General features: G+C 62.8%; 16 protein-coding genes and 1 pseudogene. 8 read left to right on the top strand and 9 right to left on the bottom strand.

From position 1 onward, the window contains the following. Positions 1–275 precede the first annotated feature (275 nt). The 3 genes from ACOQFL_RS13755 to ACOQFL_RS13745 form a co-directional block, all read right to left on the bottom strand. Positions 276–773 carry a methylated-DNA--[protein]-cysteine S-methyltransferase gene (locus ACOQFL_RS13755; RefSeq protein ID WP_435544535.1) on the bottom strand — a complete coding sequence of 166 codons (498 nt, stop codon included), beginning with the start codon at positions 771–773 and terminating at the stop codon, positions 276–278. Further along, positions 770–2,278, bottom strand: coding sequence for a DNA-3-methyladenine glycosylase 2 family protein (locus ACOQFL_RS13750; protein WP_435544534.1), 1,509 nt, complete (start codon positions 2,276–2,278; stop codon positions 770–772). The genes ACOQFL_RS13755 and ACOQFL_RS13750 overlap by 4 nt, the downstream gene beginning before the upstream one ends. Positions 2,279–2,577: 299 nt before the next feature. Then, complete coding sequence (locus ACOQFL_RS13745; RefSeq protein ID WP_435544533.1) at positions 2,578–2,931, bottom strand: alpha-amylase inhibitor; 354 nt, start codon at positions 2,929–2,931, stop codon at positions 2,578–2,580. Positions 2,932–3,236: 305 nt separating this feature from the next. Between ACOQFL_RS13745 and ACOQFL_RS13740 the strand changes: the two genes are divergently transcribed. The 3 genes from ACOQFL_RS13740 to ychF all read left to right on the top strand — a co-directional run bounded on the left by ACOQFL_RS13740 (position 3,237) and on the right by ychF (position 5,516). Continuing rightward, positions 3,237–3,422, top strand: a complete 186-nt coding sequence (locus ACOQFL_RS13740) for a hypothetical protein (protein WP_435544532.1) — start codon at positions 3,237–3,239, stop codon at positions 3,420–3,422. 106 nt (positions 3,423–3,528) lie between these two features. Beyond that, positions 3,529–4,362 (top strand): pyrroline-5-carboxylate reductase dimerization domain-containing protein, encoded by an 834-nt coding sequence (locus ACOQFL_RS13735; protein WP_435544531.1) that lies wholly within the window; start codon positions 3,529–3,531, stop codon positions 4,360–4,362. Positions 4,363–4,436: 74 nt separating this feature from the next. Next, positions 4,437–5,516 carry a redox-regulated ATPase YchF gene (gene ychF, locus ACOQFL_RS13730; protein WP_435544530.1) on the top strand — a complete coding sequence of 360 codons (1,080 nt, stop codon included), beginning with the start codon at positions 4,437–4,439 and terminating at the stop codon, positions 5,514–5,516. 27 nt (positions 5,517–5,543) lie between these two features. On the opposite strand, the gene ACOQFL_RS13725 is transcribed toward ychF, so the two are convergent. Then, positions 5,544–5,813, bottom strand: a complete 270-nt coding sequence (locus ACOQFL_RS13725) for a tyrosine-type recombinase/integrase (RefSeq protein WP_435544529.1) — start codon at positions 5,811–5,813, stop codon at positions 5,544–5,546. Between the two features lie 56 nt (positions 5,814–5,869). On the opposite strand from ACOQFL_RS13725, the gene ACOQFL_RS13720 reads away from it, so the two are divergent. Next, entirely contained in the window at positions 5,870–6,340 is a 471-nt protein-coding gene (locus ACOQFL_RS13720; protein WP_435544528.1) for an NUDIX domain-containing protein, read from the top strand. A gap of 406 nt (positions 6,341–6,746) precedes the next feature. Here the strand turns inward: ACOQFL_RS13720 and ACOQFL_RS13715 are convergent, their stop codons facing one another. The 4 genes and pseudogenes from ACOQFL_RS13715 to ACOQFL_RS13700 all read right to left on the bottom strand — a co-directional run bounded on the left by ACOQFL_RS13715 (position 6,747) and on the right by ACOQFL_RS13700 (position 11,743). Then, entirely contained in the window at positions 6,747–7,583 is an 837-nt protein-coding gene (locus ACOQFL_RS13715; protein ID WP_435544527.1) for a hypothetical protein, read from the bottom strand. Further along, a complete protein-coding gene (locus ACOQFL_RS13710; RefSeq protein WP_435544526.1) occupies positions 7,580–8,698 on the bottom strand; it encodes a hypothetical protein in 1,119 nt (372 codons plus the stop codon). The genes ACOQFL_RS13715 and ACOQFL_RS13710 overlap by 4 nt, the downstream gene beginning before the upstream one ends. A gap of 212 nt (positions 8,699–8,910) precedes the next feature. Next, a pseudogene (locus ACOQFL_RS13705) lies at positions 8,911–9,675 on the bottom strand (transposase). A 970-nt stretch (positions 9,676–10,645) separates the two neighbouring features. Next, a complete protein-coding gene (locus tag ACOQFL_RS13700; RefSeq protein WP_435544525.1) occupies positions 10,646–11,743 on the bottom strand; it encodes a helix-turn-helix domain-containing protein in 1,098 nt (365 codons plus the stop codon). Between the two features lie 825 nt (positions 11,744–12,568). Here ACOQFL_RS13700 and ACOQFL_RS13695 point away from each other — a divergent pair. From ACOQFL_RS13695 to ACOQFL_RS13680, 4 genes are all read left to right on the top strand, one after another. Further along, positions 12,569–12,826 (top strand): hypothetical protein, encoded by a 258-nt coding sequence (locus tag ACOQFL_RS13695; protein ID WP_435544524.1) that lies wholly within the window; start codon positions 12,569–12,571, stop codon positions 12,824–12,826. A gap of 40 nt (positions 12,827–12,866) precedes the next feature. Continuing rightward, positions 12,867–13,304: a DddA-like double-stranded DNA deaminase toxin gene (locus tag ACOQFL_RS13690; RefSeq protein WP_435544523.1), complete on the top strand. Its 438-nt coding sequence runs from the start codon at positions 12,867–12,869 to the stop codon at positions 13,302–13,304. Then, complete coding sequence (locus tag ACOQFL_RS13685) at positions 13,301–13,744, top strand: Imm1 family immunity protein (RefSeq protein WP_435544522.1); 444 nt, start codon at positions 13,301–13,303, stop codon at positions 13,742–13,744. The genes ACOQFL_RS13690 and ACOQFL_RS13685 overlap by 4 nt, the downstream gene beginning before the upstream one ends. Positions 13,745–15,057: 1,313 nt before the next feature. Next, positions 15,058–15,375, top strand: a complete 318-nt coding sequence (locus tag ACOQFL_RS13680; protein WP_435544521.1) for a hypothetical protein — start codon at positions 15,058–15,060, stop codon at positions 15,373–15,375. A 70-nt stretch (positions 15,376–15,445) separates the two neighbouring features. On the opposite strand, the gene ACOQFL_RS13675 is transcribed toward ACOQFL_RS13680, so the two are convergent. Next, positions 15,446–16,372: an erythromycin esterase family protein gene (locus tag ACOQFL_RS13675; protein WP_435544520.1), complete on the bottom strand. Its 927-nt coding sequence runs from the start codon at positions 16,370–16,372 to the stop codon at positions 15,446–15,448. Positions 16,373–16,696: the final 324 nt, after the last annotated feature.

Genomic DNA, 16,696 nt, shown 5'->3' with positions numbered 1-16,696 from the left:
AAATTGACAGAGCTGGGGCCACACCGACGTATCGGGGCGTCAATTTCCCACGAAATCGTCGGGTGAGGGGACGGCGCGGTGCAGAACTCCCACCACATCCGCAGGCCGCACTCCGACCACCCTCGCAGCAGGAGCGGCCGCGGGTTCTCGCGTGCGGCTCTCGCGAGGAAGGCCCGACGTGGCGTAGGTGGCTACTCGATGTCGGGCCTACCGGAGCGAGAGCCGTGCGAGAGGTTCCGCCAAGCGACCAGCTACGGAGATCGAGCGGTCACCCCTCAACGTTGTTCGTGGTCGAGGAGCTGTCGCTTCAGTTCGAGTCCCCAGCGGAAACCGCCGAGCGAGCCGTCGCCGCGCAGCACCCGGTGGCACGGCACGAACAGCGCCGCCGCGTTGTGCGAACAAGCGGCAGCGGCGGCCCGCACCGCTTCGGGACGCCCGATCAGCGCCGCGTAGTCGCGGTAGCTGACGGACTTGCCGCCCGGGATCTCCCGCAGCACCCGCCAGGCCTCCTCCCGGAACGGGCCGGACCGCTGCGAGACCGGGATTTCGGCCGCCGCGTCCAGCTCGCCCTCGTGGTACCTGCGCACGGCGCGGCTCACCTCTCCGAGATCGGTGGCCTTGCGGATCTCGTGCGGCCGGAGCGGTTCCGCGATGAGCGGCAGCAGCTCGTCGACGGCCCCGGCCCATCCGGAGGCGAGCACCGTGCCCTCGCTGTCGACCACCGTGGTGAACGGGCCGAAACGGGTGTCCATCAGGGACCATTTGGCTGTCATGTCGGCTCCTTCGTCGTGAATTCGGTGTGGTGTTCGTGGTTCGTCGTGCGCGGGCCGCTCCGAGCGGCCCGCCACAGGTGCACCGCCGCGTAGGAGCGCCACGGGCTCCACTTCCGCGCGCGTTCGAGCAACGCGGTGCCATCAGGCAGGCCCAGCAGTGCGGCGCCGCGTTCCAACGAGTAATCGGGTAGGGGAAAGCTGTCGGGCTCACCCAGCACGCGCGTGCTCACGTGGTCGGCGGCGCGTGCTCCCAGCCCCGCCGCGCGCAGCTCCTCGCGCAGTTCCGCCCCCTCGCGTCCCTCGTCGATACGCAGCGCACCGCTGGTCAGTGCGGTGGCCAGCCCGCGGATCGCAGCGGCCCTACCGTTGGACTCGGGCAGCACGCGCTCCGCCCCTTCGGCGAGCGCCTCGGCGGTCGGGAACAGCACGGCCTCGCTCTCGCCGTCGAGTGCGGGAACTCGCTCGCCGAGCTCGGCGGTCAACCGGGTGAGCTCGGCGCCCCTGTTTCCGGTCGGGCCCACCTCGTTCAGCAGTGCCCGCACCGCGGTCTCCGTACCGTCCGCGCTGCCGGGCAGCCGCACTCCCGGCGTCTCCGCCACCGTTCCGGCCAGCGCGGGATCCGAGCCGAGCACCTCGCCGACGGCCACCGGATCGCAGTCCAGGTCGAACAGCCTGCGCAGCCGTGCCACCGCGCTGCCGAGGTCGCGGAGTTCAGTCAGCCGCAGGGTGACCGCCAGGTGATCCGTTCGCGGGGTGAGTTCCGCGACCCCGTGACCGTGCGGCAGTCGCAGCGTCCGGCCGTAACCGTTCCCGGTCGTCCACTCCACTCCCTCGACGGCAGGGCCGAGCCGATATCCCAGCGTGCCCGGGGCGTCGAACGGCAGCCGCATCGGCAGCCGCAGCCGTAACGTGCCCGCCGGGAGGCTTGCGGGACTGCGGCGTCGGGTCGTCCGGGCCCGCAGCTCCGTCGGGTTGGTGGCGAACACCTCCCGAACGGTTTCGTTGAACTGGCGCAGGCTCGCGAACCCGGCGGCGTAGGCGATGTCGGTGAAGTTCAGCTCGGTGGTCGCGATCAGCAGTCGCGCGGTGTGTGCCCGGTGCGCGCGTGCCAGCGCCAGCGGCCCCGCACCCAGTTCCTCGGTGAGTACCCGGGTCAGTTGTCGGGTGGAGTAGCCGAGCCGCGCTGCCAACCCAGGCACGCCCTCCCGTTCGACGAGCCCGTCGGTGACCAGCCGCATCGCGCGTCCCGCGAGATCGGCCCGCAGGTTCCACTCCGGTGAGCCCGGCACGGCGTCCGGCAGGCAGCGGCGGCACGCGCGGTAACCGGCCTGCTGCGCGGCTGCCGCCGTGGCGAAGAACTCGACGTTGCCGGACTTCGGGGTGCGCGCCGGGCAGGAGGGCCTGCAGTAGATACCGGTGCTGCGCACGCCGGTCACGAAGCATCCGTCGAAGCGGATGTCCCGGGATGCCACGGCGCGGTAGGCCTGTTGTGGTGTGACCAGCATGAGTCGAGACTGCCACCAGTTGCGAGCCGTTCACCAGCGGAAATCGGACACGATGGTTGGGGTGTGCGAGGCCGTACGCCCGTGGAGCCGCCGAGGGGGTGTTCCGGTCGCGCGGCGGTCTGGAGCAGCTCGTCGTGAGTCCGCGGCACCCGCACGAGGCGGTGCCCCGGCCCGAGGCGCGGACCGGGGACCTTTCGGGTCGAACGTCGATTCGCCACTCGAATCCTGGCCACCGGACGGCGAACCGGTGATCGATCGACCGAGTGAACGTCATCGAGATTCGGGAGGAGAAATCCGGGTCAGCACAGCACGACCCGGTCCAGATAGGGGCTGACGCCTCGGGACTTGCTCATTCTGGTCTGGCCCGGTCGTATCGAGAAACATCGGCTGTCCGCGCCGCGAGCCATGATGAGCTTAACCCGATAGTAGCGTTTGCATTCGTTGGTAACCCACACCGTCGTGTAGATTTTACCCTTGTCCTCCCGATCGGTGATGCAGTTCGGAGCCGTGCGGTCCGGCGCCGCGTTCGTGGGCACGGCGTTCGTGGATTCGGTGGTCGAGGCGGCCGCCGGTAGTGCCCCCAGCGTCGTGAGTGCTGAGAGGCTCATTGCCGCCGTCAGAACGGACATGCGACGCATCCGGTTGATGGACATTGATGGAATCTCCTTTTGTTTCCGGCCAATTGTGACCGCTCGACCCGGAACGGTTCTCCGGTTTTTCTTCGTGCGGTCGTGGTCGATTTTGCCCGCTGGTTGTTCGTCGGTGGTCGATAATGTGCTGAAACCACTCGATCCGGCGATCGGAAAGGGAGATCCCGCCTCCGTTGAGGTGTCATTCGCCCGGTGGCTGGCCGGATTGCGGAGCGCTCTTGCGGTCGGGGTGTTCGGGGACTCGTGCCCGGAGTCGCTCCGGGCGCACCGCGCCTGCGGATCCCGGGCCGGACATCTATCTTCGGGGCATGATTCGAAAACGAGAACTCGCTCGCTGGTTCGGTGCCGTGGTGGCCGCGGGGGCGCTACTGACGGCGGGCTCCTGCGAGGAGGGCGAGCAGGGCCCTGGTGGCGGGGAACAGCAGGAGCAGCAGGACCAGGAGGACGGCGAGCAGCAGGAACAGGAACAGGAGGAGGACGGCGGCGGTTACTGACACCGCCGCTCACGACGATTGATGACGTTTCGCTCGACGAGCCTCCCGTGTTCGACGGCGTATGCCACGGCCGAGCCTGTCGGGGGTGCGAGGCAGCATGCCGAACATGATCGAGCCGGAACATTCTCGTACCAACGAGTACCGCATCACGGAGTCCGTCGAGGATTCGTCGCCCGCCACGTACGGTTTCGTCGGCACGGGTGAGATCACCGCCGCTCTGGTCGAGGGCATGCACGCGGGCGAAGCCGAACCGCCCGCGATCTTCCTCTCGCCCCGTGGGCGCGATGTCGGGCGGGGCCTGGCCCAACGGTTCGAGGACGTACACGTGTGCGGCAGCAACCAGGAGGTGCTGGACAACGCCACGACGATCGTGCTCGGGGTACGACCACCGGTCGCTCACGGTGTCGTCACCCAGCTGAGGTTTCGACCTCACCACGTGGTGTTGAGCGCGGTGGCCAGTGTGCGGTTGGAACAGCTGCACGCCTGGGCCGCGCCGGCTGGTCGAATCGTCCGAGCCGTTCCGCTGCCCCAATCGGAGAGCGGTCGAGGGCTGACGGCGATGTACCCGGAGAACGCGCTAGCTCGTGAACTGTTCGGCCGGGTCGGCGGTCTTCTCGTTCCCGAGCACGAGGCCGCCCTGGAGGCGATCAGCGCGGCAACCGCGACCTTCGCAGCCCATCTCGACCACCTCACCACCATCGCGGGCTGGCTGGCCGAGCACGGTGTCGATCACGAATCCGCGACCACCTACACGAGGCACGTCTTCGGCCAGCTCGGCCGGTCCTTGCTGCGAGACACCGAATCACTCGCCGAGCTGGCCGACAGGCACACGACTCCCGGTGGGATCAACGAGCAGGTCATGACAGAGCTGCGGAACGAGGGCGTCCCCCAGGTGGTGCGGCAGGCACTGGACCGAGTGCTGACTCGGCTCCGTGAGTAGCCCGCCCCTACGGGCGGGCGCTCGACTCGCCCGCCTCACCGTGATCCGAAACGGGCTCCTAGACTTGGACAGCTGTGACCCTCACTCTCGGAATCGTCGGCCTGCCCAACGTGGGCAAGTCCACGCTGTTCAACGCGCTGACCCGCAACGATGCGGTCGCGGCCAACTACCCGTTCGCGACCATCGAGCCCAACGTCGGTGTGGTTCCGCTGCCGGACCAGCGGCTGGACAGGCTCGCCGAGATGTTCGACTCGGCGCGCACCGTGCCCGCGACCGTGTCGTTCGTCGACATCGCCGGGATCGTGCAGGGGGCCTCCGAGGGGCAGGGGCTGGGCAACCAGTTCCTCGCCAACGTTCGCGAGGCGGACGCGATCTGCCAGGTGATTCGGGTCTTCGACGATTCGAACGTGGTTCACGTCGATGGTCAGGTGAACCCGTCCAGCGACATCGAGACCATCAACACCGAGCTGATCCTCGCCGACCTGCAGACCATCGAGAAGGCGCTGCCCCGGCTGGAGAAGGAAGCCCGCACCAAGAAGGAGCGCAGGCCCGCCGTCGACGCCGTCCAGGCCGCCAAGGAAGTGCTGGAGGAGGGCAAGACCCTGTTCTCGGCCGGTCGCGGCACCGAGGTTCCCGAGCTCGCCGAGCTGAACCTGCTGACCACCAAGCCGTTCCTCTACGTCTTCAACTGCGACGAGGGCGTGCTCAACGACGAGGCCAAGCTCAAGGAGCTGCGCGAGCTCGTGGCGCCCGGCGACGCGGTGTTCCTGGACGCCAAGGTCGAGTCGGAGCTGCTGGAGCTGGACGAGGAGTCCGCCAGCGAGCTGCTGTCCTCGGTTGGCCAGGAGGAGCCGGGGCTGAACGCGCTGGCCAGGGCAGGGTTCCACACGCTGGGGCTGCAGACCTACCTCACTGCCGGGCCCAAGGAGGCCCGCGCCTGGACGATCCGCAAGGGCGCCACCGCGCCGGAGGCGGCCGGGGCCATCCACACCGACTTCCAGCGCGGCTTCATCAAGGCCGAGATCATCTCCTACGAGGACCTGATCGAGGCGGGCTCGATGAACGCCGCTCGCTCGGCAGGCAAGGTCCGCCTGGAGGGCAAGGAGTACGTGATGCACGACGGCGACGTGGTGGAGTTCCGCTTCAACGTGTAGTGGACGCCGTTCCGGCAGCGCAGCGGCCTAACTCGATTCGTCGTTCGTCAGGTGTCCGTCAACGTCTCCCAGGACTTCGGCGCCTGTCCGGGCGGCTGCGTCGCGAGTCCGGTCCTCGGCTGACGGCCACAAGTGCGGGTAGGTGTGCAAGGTGATCGACGGTGTGGAGTGGCCGAGTGTCCGCTGCACGGTCACCACGTCACAGCCCGAAGCGATCAGCCCGCTCGCGTAGAAGTGCCGTAGGTCGTGGCGGCGGACGTCTTCGCAGCCCGCTGCCTCTCCCGTGCCTCGCGCCACCAGTACCCGAGGCTGTGCGGGACGCCGTTTCCGCGTTGACGTGACAGGCGGGAGCCATGAGCAAGCGGGACTACTACGGCGCCCCGCAGGCCCCGGCCGCCAACAGCCTCGTGGTGGCCGGGGCGGTGGTGGTCCGTGACGAGTTCGGCCGTGTGCTGTTGATCGAACGCACCGACAACGACCTGTGGGCGCTGCCCGGTGGAGCGCAGGACATCGGCGAGACCACCCGCGAAGCCGCCCTGCGCGAGGTCGCCGAGGAGACCGGGCTGACCGTGGAGATCACCGACATCGTGGGGAGCTACTCCGACCCGCGACACGTCATCGCCTACGACGACGGCGAGGTCCGCCAGGAGTTCTCGATCGTGTTCACCGCCCGACCGGTTGAGGGGCGACTACGGCCCAGCGGTGAGAGCCGCCGAGTGCACTGGATCCGGCCCGAGGACCTGGATTCGCTGACCATGCACCCCACGATGCGGATGCGCATCGAGCACGCGTTGCAGGAGCGTGCCGAGCCGTATCTCAGCTGACCACCGCTGACTGGATCATCAATCGACCCAGTTCCGGTGTGCCTGTGTGTAGAGTTTCTTTTCTTCATCAAGGGCGGCCCCTGCCGGGGCCGCCTGCCTACTTGCCCAGTGCCTCCGGGGATGCCGACCGCCAAGCGGTGGGCGGGCGGCATCCCCGGACGCGGGAGCGGAAGGCAGGCGACCCAGGCGGCAGGGACCGCCGAGGAAGCTCACCACCCGCACACCGGTACGACCTGGCACCGTGGCCGGTCGGGCACCTGTTCCCGCGAAGTCCGGTCCCGCGGTGGACGCCCTCACCCGGCCACTTCCTACGCCCATGCCACCGATCCCGTGGTGTAGCCACGCACCCGGCTGGACTCTCTGGGGAAGGATGAAATTCATCCAAGCAAAAATTCGATAAGGAAAATCACGCCAGGCAAGGACTATACTTACTACTTTCTCGAAGGATAATTCGCGACGGTGATTCCAGCCCACACCACTCATAGTACATAAGGTACTCGTTTCCAAGTATCATGCCATCTTTGGCAGTAATGAAATCCCGCGAATCATTATCCAAAACAACCCGCTGCTCCTCTCCATTAACAAGCAGGTCCATTTTTATTGACCATCTAATGGCATGTACTTTTGGGGCGAGGTAAAGATAAAATTCGATTTCCTTGGGTTCCCCCGGAGAGAGCGGAAATTCATACCCCTCCAAATCGTACAATCCGCACTCTTTTTTCGATCGAAGGAAGCATGGAACTACACGAGACCCCCAATCCCCCAAAGTTATCTTGGCCGAACGATTCTCATGGAAGATATGAGAATCACTTGCAGAATCTCTCCCTGGGAGGCATACTGCCCTGGCCGGAGAAACGCCAGTGTCAGCATAATTAATTTCTTCCTGGGAGAGGGATACATCTACAATTTTCACAATTGTTTTGCGTGATGTCCGAAATGTGGTTTGCAGTACATCTCCAGAGGTAGATGCGTATCCCGGCTGGTCTCTAATCCAACGCGCTGCGCTTCTGCAAGAATCGATGTTTTCCGGCTGGCTACTCAAGTCCAGTTCTTTGATAGTTACATCCGACCAGGAAGATTGAGGTGCCACCGGAGCATATTTTCCCGTAACAGATATGCTGGACTCGCCACCTGAATTACTCATAGTATAAATCGAAAAAGGAACCAAGAAAATAACTACCCCTATTATTGCTCCTACGGAACAGGGTAGAATATCCGAGCGATGCACATATTTGAATATCACGAATGGCTCCGTGTCCAATTTTTTAGCAACTGCCTCGGAGGCCTGGCAACTATACTAATCGGATTTTCACTAGGAAAAGTAGTACCGCTATCGGTATATATCTTTCTTCTTTCTGCTTTCCAGCCGATCTGGTATCTACGAGCAAGTGGGGTAAGTCGAAAAGGATGAGAACCATTTCGGATTGTTATGTCCATCGGCTCGCCATCCGCCTGTACACTTAAAATGAGCTCCCAATCGACAGCGTGCTGCTGCGCCTGCGCAATCAGGTAGAGTTTGACAGTATCCCCCGGCCCAAGGGTTATTTGCTTGTCTGGATATATCCCCCCAAGCGGTAGCGGTTCCCCCAACTTCGTCTTCACGAACTTTTCTTTGTTCATCATCCTTACTACAGGCTGAGTTGCATCGAGGTTTACCCCGGTCAGATCGATCTCGCTGCGCTCACCGTCTCCGCCAGTACCAAGTGGGATGTAAAGAGCCCCGGAAAGTGGCGGGCGATGTCTCAAGGGGCGTATATGCGCTCCATTTACAATGACTTCTTTGCGAAGACTCTTGATAGTCACCGACATGTCTATTCTATCAATCCAAGCACCGCCATGCTGGAACAACCAATTCCTTGCTTCTAGCTCATTTGTTTCCCTGCTAATTTCTCTGGGAAGCCGTAGTGATTCAGGCAGTGCGATAAGTGTCTGCCGAGCATGCGTTGAGGCGCCTTCAGTGACTCGAATTTCTACGGCATCTCCATTCGAGTCAGGATATTTTTTTCTATATGTCATGCGAGAATAGTACACACTAGGGAACGCCGCTGCTGCAGCAGTTAGTGATCCAAAGGCTGCCAAAGACGCCACTATTAGGTTTCTGCGGCTGAATTTTTCGGCTGCGCCACCAGATGAATATTGATCTCTACCCCTTCTTTCTCTTGCGCCCTCATTAGACCTCGTTTGATTCATTTCTTCAGGTTGTGTGATCATGTCAAAATTAAGGTTATCCCGAACAATGTTATCGATACGCATCATTCCGCGGTAAGCATCGTTGAAATCACGACAGGAAGAAGTGTGAGTCTGCGGTACGCTTGTTAGGTCCTCTTCCGAGTGCTCCTTCGGCGTCTGCTCGTGCACTCCATCGCTCCTCACGCTCAACTTCTTCGCTACACAGCAGGGTGCACACTTAGAGTACATGATCTCGTTCGTACTGTGTTTCTGTTTCAATATCAGAGTCTTGAACCTGCTCGGTGAGCGAACTAACCAATGCGCTAGTCGGCTTGCTCGCGACTGTTTACAGGTAAGCTGGTACGAACTGAGTCAGAAGATCACTGTGCTTAGACCATGTCCTACGTGGTGTGTTTGTGGAGATGTTTGTAGCAGCATAGTGCCGCCGCGAGTCCGAGAAAGCCCAGGTAAAGCCGGGGGTCACGCTCGTAGCGTAGGGACAGTCTCCGGTATCCGGATAGCCAGGAGAAGGTGCGTTCGACCGTCCAGCGATAGCACCCGAGCCGTTGGTCCGAGTCGATTCCTTTCCGGGGCGATCCGGCGAGGTTTGGCGTGGCGCCCTCGATCTGGGCCGTGTCTCGATAGGAGACCGGAGACCATCGGGATCAAGCCGTGGCTGTCGTGGGTGTTGTCGGCTGAGCCACCAAACGACGACGGGCAGTCCGCCCGTCTCGAACAGGATGTGCAGCTTGGAACCCGGTTTGCCTCGCTCCAGAGGACTCGGACCTATGTGTTCGTCTCTTTTTTCGACCGCACATGCGATGTGTCGAGTAGGACGCGGGAGAGGTCCCTCAGTTCGGCGCTCTCCCGCTGATCGAGAATTGCTCGGTGCAACCCCCACGCTCCGGCTTGGGGCCAGCTCCGAAACCGCCGGTGGACCGTGGACTTGGAAGCGCCGAAGCAGGGCGGCACGTACCGCCATGAGCAGCCGCTGACCAGTACGGATCCACGATCGACGCAAATACCGCCTCGTCGTCGGCATTAGGCGTGCCACCACCCTGCGAGCGGGCCCGTACCGCTGGCAGTAGCGGTTCGACGATCTCCCACAGCCCGTGCAGGACGATCCAGTCCCACTTACTACTACGCACACCAAGATCAACGAACATCAACCACGTAGGACACGGCCTTAGAGGATGATTCGTGCCAGTGCCCAGCAGCCAAAGGCGCTGCTCAGCAGACAACGACAAAAAGGGAGCATTGTTCCACGGGTTCAGGGGTCTACCCCCTTGAAGCGTCCCCACTTTACCCCCACAAATCAACGGCAAACGTCCACTGCTACCGCCATGTAACAAGTACTCAGCTAAGCGCTCCGTCCCAGCGCACGCCAAGGACTGACCAACGACGACAGACGACGCGAAGGACCGTCCCCTAATCTCTAGCTAGCAGTGAGACACCTCCTCATCCGCCGTTGGAGGATGGCGGCCAATCCGGGGCGTCAAGAGAGCCCTACGGCTTCAAGAACAACGCCGCGTGAGGTTCGTGACTGGTTGCTCTTGCCCCCCGACTTGCCCGCTGGAAGCGGCTGGGTGTCGGATGAGGGAGTTAGGTAGCTGCTTGCTGTCGAGGCACAGCCACACTTTTCCCACACAAAACGACGACAGACGCCGAGCACCGACGAGTCACAGCGACCGGTTCGGAGACGGCATCGAGCCAGGTGACAGCGGGTATCGGCCCCCACCGGCGAATGACGGCAGGAAACGACCCGCTACTCCACGGGTTCCGAGTTGGGGTGGACTCGATGCGGTTGGGTGTCTGTCCGAACGCGCACCAGTGTTGGGCGAGGTCCGTTCGTCAGGGCATTAAAAATGACCACGAAACGACGAGAAGTAAAGAGCAACGTGGTCAGATCAACTGCCGTAGCTGCGCCATCGGTGCTGGTCACGAAATCCCGGTGAGGAGTTCCGATTCAACGTGTAGCGGAAATTTTGATTCTCATACACTTCTTGGTCAATAAAGTCAAATTTCCAGCTCAGCGATAGGAAACCCGTACTGACAGGCCCGATTTGTGAGTGCGGGTTCCCGTTGTTTCTCGGGACCGTGCTGGCTTGGTGTTGACTCCCGAGCCTTGATCAAATCTTAAGTGGACAGCAACTGTTCTACCGTCTCGAAGCGGGTATTGCTCCGGACGGAGGGCATCTCGGAGCCGTACTGCTTGGCACTGTCGAGCACTTCGCGGGCCGCGTCGAGGTCCCCTGCCCGTGCGTAGGACTCGGCGAGCCAGGAGCGATACAGGGCCACCTCTCGCGCGTGCTCGGGTGGGTAGTCGGCGATGGCTGCCGAGAGCAGGGGTTCGGCCTCGCGAGGCCGGCCCAGTTCGATCATGCAGCGTCCGGCCATGACGTCGATTTCAGCTCGGTTGAGCCAGTACACCCACTCCGGCTCATCGGCTCCACGTCGCTCGTAGGAGTCGTCAACCTGGTCCAGCGCTCTCCAGGTCGCCTCTGATTCTCCTGCCTTCGCCGCGGCCCAAGCGGCACGTTCCAGAAACAGGGCACGCACGACCGGAGTGGCTTCCTGCGCTCCCTGGACAGCGGTGCGAGCCAACAGGGCGGCGTCAGCGGGATTGCCGACATTGGCGATCTGGTAGCTCAGGCTCGACAGGAGCTGTGCTCCGAGCACCCGGTCGTGCGCTTCGTTCGCGGCTGCTACTCCGGACAGGTAGAGCCGCTGAGCTTGTCGGTACCGACCGGCATCACTGGCCACCCATCCGGCGAGCTGGGACAGCTCTCCCACAGCGGTGAACAACCGCTTGCCGACAGGCTCTGTGAAGTTGGCACAGCGAACCAAGGTCTCGGCCTCGCTCAGCTCCTTGGCAATGACCGGCCCCAGTTGTTCACTGCTCATCGTGTCGTCAAGGTGCCTCAGCTCCACCACACGAGCCTCCAGCTCGCTGGCAAGGGAAGTACCGACCGTCCGCCCTGAGCGAGTCTGCACGGCCATCGGAGAGGCTGAGACCAGCCACTCGTGTGCGAGGCGCACCGGATCGTCCTGCGGGGGACTCAGCGGGTTACCGAGGGCCTGTTCATAGGCACTGATGACCTCAGCGGCGATCGAGCGCTTACCTGTCTCGATCATGGACAGGTGGGACTTTGTGAAGTGGGTCAGGCCAGCCATCCGAGCAAGGCTGATCCCTGCCTCTTCCCGGAGTGCTCTGAGGTCCGCTCCCGTCGCCATCACTGCCTCACTTGTAAACCCTTGTGAACGGCTCGACTCTACCGTGCACCGAACGTAGCGACGAGACTACTCACAGGACGGTCCTCGTCGTTGCGGAGATTCCCCGACACGCTCCGCCCCGTCTTCGGCGGGGACTGTCCACCCACACATGAGTAAATCGGAAAGGTGGGAAGTGATGCGGGTTCGCTGTCACGAGGGAGAGGCAGCCGAGCATCAGCGAGTGGTGCACAGAATCGACAAGCGGTTATCGGGATGTCTGTTGCGCACCCGGTGCGGGCTCCGAGTCGAAGCCGATCGGATCGAACGTATCGAGATCGACGGATCCTGCTGCGGGGAGTGCCAGAACGCGACTGTATGGCGCTACCACGGCAGAAACAACGAGGTAACCAGTGACCGAGGGAGCCCTCTCCAGGTCTGCCAGTCGACCAAGCGGGTACCGAACCCTGTTTCAGGGAGACCTCGCAGACGATATTCCCACGCGCCGACACATCCCCATTCCCGGGAGTGCGGGCAGGTGGACACCGGTTAGCGAAGAGATGCTGGCGGCCGTACTGCGAGGCTTGAACAATCTCTAACCACGAAGGAGAAAGGAGTGTTTCACCGATGGGCGAAACGGTGGAGGTAATACCGAGAGTGGAACCGCATCAGGAAGACGCGCAAGCGGGTGCATCTCTGAGTGTCGACCAATGGCAGCAGGTAGCGAAATTCATCATCCGAGAAGGTTTGGACCCGCACGGGGTGACCGTTCTCGAAGAGGAATTCCGAGGATGGGTCAGGGCTCTCGGTGAGTCCTACGACGCCGGAGCGCTCTAGGAGATAATCGCGATGGCAGACATGCAAGAGGTTCTTGCCGCTATCAACGTGGCGATCGAAAAGCTGGACAGCAACGCGAGCGGTAATGCTCTGCGCCAGTACGAAGAACTCGAACAGCTCCTGCAGAGTCTCAACGGCGTACCCGCCTACGAGCAAGCCGCCCAAGCCTACAATGGCCTGATCTCTTCCCTTCGGGAATCGATTTCTGCTGAACAGCAGCTCAAGCAGACCCTGGAGCAAGCGAAGGCCACGTTTCACGGGGGGTTCTAGCTCTTCCCCTGATGGTCCTCCTTCGGCTTCATCGTTACCTGTGTCTCGCTCAGAGCAGGAGTGGGCTCAAGACAAAAGGAAAGAACTTCCCGAACGTCCTGGCGGTCGAGGAAAGACAACAGGGATCTATCGAGACAAGCACGGAAAAGAACACCAACTCATCAGTGAATACGATGACCAGTCCCCGGAGATCAACCGATATCTGTCCGACAGTGCGGCGTTTCCGTATTTTCGCGGGAGTATCGACGTTAGTTCTCATGTCGAGACACGCCTGGCCTGGAAGATGCGTAGGGACAAGCAACGACACACTTCGGTCGTCATCAATAACGAACTATGCGACCGGAAAGTAAGTTCTATGTTCGCTCATTTGGGTTGCAGAAGGGCGGTCCGGGCAATCCTGCCGAAGGGGTACACTCTGGATGTCTGGGAAGAGGGTGCCACCGAACCAACAACTATTCGAGGAGTAGCGGACCAATGATCCTGAATGCTTCCGTGGTCAACAAGGAATTCCAGAGGGCGGAACAAGGGCAGCAAGCCGAAGCTCTCATCGAGGAAATTCTTGCTACAGATCACAGCTCATGGGAGTCACATCTCAGCCTCACCGATGAATCCATCGATCCGGATGGGGTGAGCGAAGACTGGTATCCAGACCACGATGTCACTCTTGCGATCGACCCAACTTCAGGCTACGGAGCGATGCGCTGGACAGGAATGATCGATAGTGTCCTGGTTCCGTTCGTCACGTACAATCCGAACACCGAACCGGATATCGATCTCTTGCGTGACGGCGGCACTCCGCACTTCTTCCCTCATTCGGCGGTGCTGCCCGTGGAGGACATCAGGATGGCTTTGCTGGAGTTCGCGCGTACGGGACAGCGTCCGGAGTGCGTGAGCTGGCAGGAGTTCGACAGGTTGTGATAGGGGATTCTCTCGGGGTTTCCCGTTGTTACTCGGCACCGTGCTGACTTGGTGCTGACTTGAGTCGTATCGAGCCGGCTCCCCGTGGGGTCCAGAGACCTCCCAGAGATCGGGGCTGTTTCCAGTCTCGGACCGCGGCCCCCGACAGCCTCACTCAGCCCCGGTGCCGGGCCGCCGTCCGTTTTTCCTTGCGAGCCGTAGGCGACCCTGGGGCTCGGGTCCCGCGTGGACCCGTAAGGCTGCGAGTCCCCCCTCGATCTCGGGGGTGTCGTGAAACGGACACAGTTCTGCCGGGATCGAGGGGGAGGTGAAGCTTCTCGGTATACCGGAATTGTGACTTTGGAGCTTCACCCCGCGAGCCGGATTAAGGGCTCGCCGAGCCGGGGGTTACGCGCAGTGCCGGGATGATGGCCGGGCTACACGAGCATGAGCGTCAGGGCTTACCAAGGACACGGCCGGGTTCGCCTAGATCGTGCGTTGCCTGACGCGCGGACTTCACGCCCTCTGACGGCGGCCCGCACGGCTGTGAACCGTGGCCAGGACTTGTAACCCTGCCCACGCGCTGCCTGGGGTGCGCGTGGCGGGAAGTCTATTCCGTGCTAGACTCAGCACTGCTCTTTGTACTCTTGGCGGATACAAAGTAGCACGAGCCCTCTGGTTTCGATCAGGGGGCTCTTCTGCGTTCGTGACCGAGCGTGCACATACGAATGCGCCCCGGAGCGGTTCAGAGGGTGCGAAGCTGTTCGGCTGGATCAGTCGAACCGGGGTTCAATCGAGTTCACGAATCCGCTGTGTGGCAGCGTCGCCCTCCCGTCCGGCGAGGGCGCGGTGGTCCGCCGCCCGCTCGGCGCGGGTCCACTTCCGGCATTGTTTCCAGAGATTCCCTAGCGGTCCGGCGGGCCTGCCCGAAGTCTCTGAGGGTGTGGAGCACGAGTCCGTTGTGCCCGTTGAGGACAGGCGGTATGTGCCAGTACGAACCGTCCGGTAGTTCTCGGGGATCGGGAGCGTTCTCGATCAGGCGATCGGCTTGGATGAGCATCCGCGTGCCGGTGTGGGCATCCCCGTGGTAGGCCGCGATCTCGGCATCCTGCAAGTGCCCGTACGCACGTAGTCCCGGATCGACCCGGCTGTCGCGCATCGCCGCTCGGTGCGACTCACGTACTCACCGGGCACGCGAGCCGATTCCGCCGGGTCTCGTGCGGCCTTGAGGTGATCGTTACCGACCATGTTCGCCAGCCTGTCACCGGGCTTCCCCGAGATGACCCCCATTCAGCCACTGTGCTCGAAACGAAACTACGCCGATGCTTTGGGTAATGAATGCGATCAGTGCCATGCGATCCGGCCGCGATCTGGGGCGGGCTGTCGTGAAACGGGGGAACTCTGTGGAGATCAGCGAGAAGACGGGGCGGGTCTTCGTGTCGTGGTTCGTGCCCGAAGGCGACACCCACCAACATGCCACATTGGACGCGATGCCGACTGAGGGCGGTGTGGTGAGCACGCTCGGCGGGCACGACTACGCCGAGGCCCCCGCCTACCAAGACCGTCGCATGCACCACATCCGACCGTTCTGCGACCGCTGCTTCACCGAGTACCTGAAGCTCCACACGGCCCAGCCGAGCTGGAAGGAGTAACCGTGGAAACCACCGGACGACACCGCGAAACGCTCGCACGCGGCAGCTCCGCTCCGCGGCTCCGATGTGGCTACACGGGACTCAGTGGCGTCGTGGCGGTGATCCGCGCGGTGTGGATCAGGACGTCCACGCACTCGTGCAACGGACCCGCCTCGACCCGGGAGTCGCGGTCACGTCTCGGCTCGTAGTGAGGACCGATCATGCGGCTGCGCAGCGGACTGCGCAGCCACTCGGCCACCGGCTGCGGAGGAGCCGTCACATGCTCCAGCTCCAGGAGTGCGACGTCGTGGGGTACCTCGGCGAACGCGTGCTCGGTGAAGTCGTACGGCGGGGGCGGCACGTGGAACGGTGCCTCACCCGATCCCACTGTGAGGGCGGCGACGCCGTAATCGGCTCCGAGTTCGGCGCGCATGATCCCGCCCGCGTTGCGATGGGTTTGATCGGGCGGCACGGTGCGCGGATCACCAGCTATGACGTGGGCCGTACCGCCCAGGTGCACGATTCGCTGCCCCGTCCGAGCATGCCAAGCGAGATCACCGGCGGCCAGGTGCGTTTCGATCTCGGCGAGGCTGCCGGGCTGCGTGACGTGGGCACCCTCGTGCACGATCGATACCGGGTCGTCCGGGTGAGCCTCGGTCCAGCTACGCAGCCACCGCACGAGGTCCAGCGCCTCACGGGTGCGCAGGAAGCCCTGGCTCGCGGCGAGCAGAGCTGCCGGGGCGCCCTCGCCGGTACGGACGTACCGGTCGAGCGCGAAGGCCGTCTCGGTGGTGCCCTCGATGGTTACCGCCCGGAAACCGGCTCGTTCGATCAGCGCTCGCAGCATGGCATGGGAGGCAGTGACCAACTCCCTGGCGGAGCGAACCGACGAGGCCAGACCGATGATCGCGGCTCGCGACAGCGACTCCGGCAGCGGCAACCGCGAAGTCTCGGGGACGGGTGGAAAGGAGTGTGCCCGCGCAGCGATCCATTCGTGAACTCCGGTTGCGGAAGTCATGCCGATGCCTCCTCTTCGGTTGTGTCGGTGGCGACGCTATGACTTCGATCGAGCTTGAGGTCAACCTGCGATCGGGCGCTACCTCATGAGGGGAGAATGAGACCGCTCGAACCGGCCACGTCGTTGAAACCGATGCCGTGGTGAATTTCCGAACGCGCGAGTCGGCGGAAGCCTGACGGGTTGTGAACCGACCGTGCCTGCCGGAACCATTCACCGAGCCGGGTGAAAGAAATTACGCGAATCGAGGGGACGGCCTAGCTCCGTATCCGGTCGCTTCCCCGCTTCACGGGGAGTTCTCCGGAGCGATCATTTTGGATGGTCGAT

Source organism: Actinopolyspora sabaoui, from assembly GCF_051225635.1.
Lineage (GTDB): Bacteria > Actinomycetota > Actinomycetes > Mycobacteriales > Pseudonocardiaceae > Actinopolyspora.
This window is presented reverse-complemented; position numbering and strand designations above follow the sequence as displayed.

Excerpts from the sequence above, each read along its gene's own strand:
- ACOQFL_RS13750 (WP_435544534.1), bottom strand. The coding sequence starts at position 2,278 with ATGCTGGTCACACCACAACAGGCCTACCGCGCCGTGGCATCCCGGGAC.
- ACOQFL_RS13745 (WP_435544533.1), bottom strand. The coding sequence starts at position 2,931 with ATGTCCATCAACCGGATGCGTCGCATGTCCGTTCTGACGGCGGCAATG.
- ACOQFL_RS13735 (WP_435544531.1), top strand. The coding sequence starts at position 3,529 with ATGATCGAGCCGGAACATTCTCGTACCAACGAGTACCGCATCACGGAG.
- ACOQFL_RS13695 (WP_435544524.1), top strand. The coding sequence starts at position 12,569 with ATGGCAGACATGCAAGAGGTTCTTGCCGCTATCAACGTGGCGATCGAA.
- ACOQFL_RS13740 (WP_435544532.1), top strand. The coding sequence starts at position 3,237 with ATGATTCGAAAACGAGAACTCGCTCGCTGGTTCGGTGCCGTGGTGGCC.
- ACOQFL_RS13680 (WP_435544521.1), top strand. The coding sequence starts at position 15,058 with ATGAATGCGATCAGTGCCATGCGATCCGGCCGCGATCTGGGGCGGGCT.
- ACOQFL_RS13700 (WP_435544525.1), bottom strand. The coding sequence starts at position 11,743 with ATGGCGACGGGAGCGGACCTCAGAGCACTCCGGGAAGAGGCAGGGATC.
- ACOQFL_RS13720 (WP_435544528.1), top strand. The coding sequence starts at position 5,870 with ATGAGCAAGCGGGACTACTACGGCGCCCCGCAGGCCCCGGCCGCCAAC.
- ACOQFL_RS13685 (WP_435544522.1), top strand. The coding sequence starts at position 13,301 with ATGATCCTGAATGCTTCCGTGGTCAACAAGGAATTCCAGAGGGCGGAA.
- ACOQFL_RS13755 (WP_435544535.1), bottom strand. The coding sequence starts at position 773 with ATGACAGCCAAATGGTCCCTGATGGACACCCGTTTCGGCCCGTTCACC.
- ACOQFL_RS13675 (WP_435544520.1), bottom strand. The coding sequence starts at position 16,372 with ATGACTTCCGCAACCGGAGTTCACGAATGGATCGCTGCGCGGGCACAC.